Source organism: Shewanella sp. SG41-4 (assembly GCF_014164505.1).
In the GTDB taxonomy this organism is placed as follows: domain Bacteria; phylum Pseudomonadota; class Gammaproteobacteria; order Enterobacterales; family Shewanellaceae; genus Shewanella.
This window is the reverse complement of sequence record NZ_JACJFI010000315.1, coordinates 1-3,934: the sequence shown is the minus strand read 5'-3', so window position 1 is coordinate 3,934 and position 3,934 is coordinate 1. Positions and strand designations below refer to the sequence as shown.

The following is a 3,934-nucleotide window of genomic DNA, read 5'->3' as shown; positions in this document are numbered from 1 at the left end:
CAATAAGCGAACATTGACGGGTAGCAATATCTGTAACCACATACGTAATCGTATGACTAGCTTGATGATAAAAAGGATCGATACGGATTCTACTCATGGCACATTAACTCCCAACACAATACACAGGTATTTGTCAGATAAAGCCTCAGATTAATATTGGTAATATTCTCAACATCATTGAGTCAATGACTGAGGAGGGTTAATCACTACAGCATGATGTTAAATTAAACCATCAATGTAAACTGCGCATTAAGTCGCAACAAACAGCGAATTAATAAGCATTATATGATTTAAGCTCCGAAGAATAAGGCTTAATGATAAAGCCCTATTCACGCGGTGGTCTGCTAGTTTTCATTTTCGACTATGGTTATCGACTATGGTTATCGACTATGGCTTAGCGGTAACAGATGATACAGGTGTTTCGATATCTTTTTTCAGTGAAAATGCGCCACGAATATCACCAAGGGCAAAGTCAACCGCTTTATCATCTGGATAGGTTTTGCTAAGCAGTGCACTCACTTCTGGTTCAATATTACTGCCATGGCAACCTAAACATAATTGTTGCGCTGGTATGGCCTTCATATAACGAAACTGAGTGTTGTCATCATTGACGATAAACTCACTCGCCACTATTGGCTTATCTGCAGGTTGTTGTCCTGAGGCATTCACCAGCTCAAATTGTTGTAATTGCGATAACTCCCATTCATCTGGCGTATTGTCTGAATTACGCACACGTAAACTGGTTCGAGTCAGTGTCCAGCCCTCTTTCGAGTTTTCAGCGGCAATGGCAGGTGCAACCGATTTACACACCGACACCGCATTGATTAAGCCACCTTGTTTAATTGCGGCCTGTAACTGACCTTTTAACGCTTGGCTAAATTCGGCAATGCGTTGATTAGCCTGTTGCTCAAGCACCTGCTGTTCCGTTAGTGATTCGGCATGGCAAAGGCTGCTCATGCCAGCAATCACTAATAACGTACTGATGTTACGTGCATTTAAAACCGTTTTTTTTTGCTTTGATGTTAATTTCATTATTTGTCATCCTCGTCTTCAAGTCGGGTAATTCCCATTAACTTCAGGGCATACTTTTCGTACATGGGTTCACTACTGCCCGTTTTCATTTTTAGTAAAAAATATTTTTCAAACCCTATTTTGGCTAAATGAGCCCATTTACCTTTTTTAAACCAAGACACATTTCGCGGTGCGATTTGTGGCATTGCGACAAACACTGCGCCTGTGTCGCCCATGTCAGCAATACATATAGCATTCCATGTGCCCTTGCTTTTAGGCGGTTTACCTTCAACGATAACACTGTGTAAATTATGCGCGATAGCGGTCATCATAGACTCAATCATGTAACCTGTTTTAGGCATTCCTGTGGGGACTGGGGTCGCTTCTGCAGGCGGGATAGCGACACAGACTCCACCAGCAAAAATATTACTGAATTGAGGGGAACGTTGATGTTCGTCGGTAATAACAAATCCTTTGGCATTACACAGGCCCTCAACATTTGCGACCGCATCTATGCCTAAAAATGGCGGGATGAGCATTGAATGATGAAACGGCAATGAGTGGGAAAAATCAACGACGCCTTTTCTGTCGAGTTCGGAAATATGCATAGTGCCGTCTTCGACATAGTCAACGCTGGCATTGCATATCCATTTAATATCTCTTTGGCGTAATTCAGATTCAAGCATCGATTTTGAATCACCGACTCCGCCAAGCCCTAAATAGCCAATATAAGGCTCGCTGGTGACAAAATGGATAGGCACTTTATTTCGGATCCCAGCATCACGTAACACTTTATCGAGTATAAATACATATTCATAAGCTGGACCGAAACAACTGGCGCCTTGAAAAGCGCCGACAATCACAGGCCCTGGGTCATTTAACAGCTTATCGACATCAATTTTACACTTTAGTGCGTGCTCTAGTGTGCATATAGACTGGGTAAAATGCTCAGGGCCTGCACCCGTTATAGCGTTAAAGGCTAATTTAGGTCCTGTTGCTATCACCAAATAATCGTAATCGATAATGTCATTTTCAGCGGTAATCAACTGATTTTGAATTGGGTCAATTTTTACGACACATGCACATTTAAAATCAATATCCTTATTGGCTAAGTGTTTTTCTATTGGGATAGAGATGGCATCGGGCTCTCGCCAACCCACTGCGATCCAAGGGTTAGACGGTACAAAACGGAATTTATCATGTTCATTTACCATCAACACTTGATGATCTTTACCTAAGATGTCTTTAATTTCATATGCGGCAGGCATGCCACCTGTTCCAGCGCCAAGCACAACTATTTTAGCCATTGAGTTCACCCCTTTGTGAGTTGTCTTTGACACCGTTTGGTCATGACATACATAACACAATGAATACAAAGCTTGTGCCACATCACACCAAAAAGATTTAATCCATTAAAATCAATTGGTTAAATAGAATTGAAATTAACATGATACTCATGCTAGGTTATTGAGTGACATATATGACATCATAATGACATTTATCGTGCTATTAATGTCATTATAAAAGTTGGCCGATTAATATGAATCGCAAGCGAGAGTAACCAATGAACAACACCACCGTTGTACAATCTATGATAAACGCCATTGATAAACCGGCGATTTTTATTACTCCCGATTATGTGATCCATGCGGTTAATCAAGCTTATATAGAAACCTATGATGCAGACGTAATTCTAGGTCAAAGTAAATGCCATCAAATCTCTCATCACAGTGACCAACCTTGCGATAAACACGGTGAGGAATGCCCGTTATTGCAATGCCAGAGTACTAACCGAGCTGCCAGTGCAGTGCATATTCACAGCACTGTGCAAGGTAAGTCTTATTGCGACATTTTAATGAAACCCATAAAAGATAACAGTGGCATGGTATTGGGGTTTCTAGAGATTCTAGATGCTATAGATTATGCATCGACGGAATCAAAAAAAGGTACCATGGTCGGTCAGTCAGCGCCATTTAAGCAGATGCTCAACAGGATTAATCGAGCATCTCAATCCAATATCGCGGTACTGTTACAAGGTGAAACGGGTTCAGGTAAAGAGTTAGTTGCTAAAGCGGTGCATAAGGCCAGTAACCGAAATGATAAACCGTTTGTTGTGATTGAATGTACTGGGCTGAGTGAAAACCTGTTCGAAAGTGAGCTGTTTGGTTATGAAAAAGGTGCATTTACAGGGGCGACAAGCAGTAAAAAAGGCTTGATTGAAATAGCGCACGGTGGAACGGTGTTTTTTGATGAAATCGGCGATGTACCGATGAACATGCAAGTAAAGTTACTCAGGTTACTTGAAACCCAATGTTATCGTGCCGTCGGCGGATTAAAACAGAAACGTTCTGACTTTAGATTAGTCAGTGCCAGCCATAAGAATTTACTCGATTTAGTTGAAAAAGGTGAATTTAGGCGCGACCTGTATTACCGCATTGCCGGGTTTCCAATCTACTTACCGTCGTTACGTGAGCGTTATGATGATATTCCGACGCTGGTGAATCACTTTATAAAATATTCTGATTACAAACATAAAAAGTTTTCGAGCAATGCATTAACGCTTCTGAGCCGTTATGCATTTCCGGGAAATATTCGCGAATTGAAAAATATTATTGAGCAATCGGCACTTATCGCCAATGAGGATGTTATACACAGCAGTGATTTGCCTGAAAGCGTTCAACCTAGTCACACATCTACGGATGAAACAATTGCTGTAAAACTTAACACCGAACTGATGACGTTAGATGACATGGAATGTACGTACCTTTCCCAGATATGTGAGCAATATGCAGGATCGCCAGCCGAACTAGCGATTACGCTTAATATTAGTGTGCGTACCTTATATCGAAAATTACAGCGCTATGGTTTAAAGCTTAACTAACCAGCACACGTTCAGCGTTACTAGTATGGCTAGTATGGCTAG

The 3,934-nt window shown here is 41.3% G+C and carries 3 protein-coding genes; 1 reads left to right on the top strand and 2 read right to left on the bottom strand.

Annotated features, from left to right (window positions below; all coding sequences use genetic code 11):
• Window positions 1-387: 387 nt before the first annotated feature.
• Window positions 388-1,032, bottom strand: a complete 645-nt coding sequence (locus H5202_RS18800; RefSeq protein WP_259397383.1) for a Tll0287-like domain-containing protein — start codon at window positions 1,030-1,032, stop codon at window positions 388-390.
• Entirely contained in the window at window positions 1,032-2,318 is a 1,287-nt protein-coding gene (locus tag H5202_RS18795) for an NAD(P)/FAD-dependent oxidoreductase (RefSeq protein ID WP_182773410.1), read from the bottom strand. Before H5202_RS18795 ends, H5202_RS18800 begins: the two co-directional genes overlap by 1 nt.
• Before the next feature lie 257 nt (window positions 2,319-2,575).
• Here H5202_RS18795 and H5202_RS18790 point away from each other — a divergent pair, with 257 nt between their 5' ends.
• Window positions 2,576-3,892 carry a sigma-54 interaction domain-containing protein gene (locus H5202_RS18790; RefSeq protein ID WP_182773409.1) on the top strand — a complete coding sequence of 439 codons (1,317 nt, stop codon included), beginning with the start codon at window positions 2,576-2,578 and terminating at the stop codon, window positions 3,890-3,892.
• The last annotated feature ends 42 nt before the right edge of the window (window positions 3,893-3,934 follow it).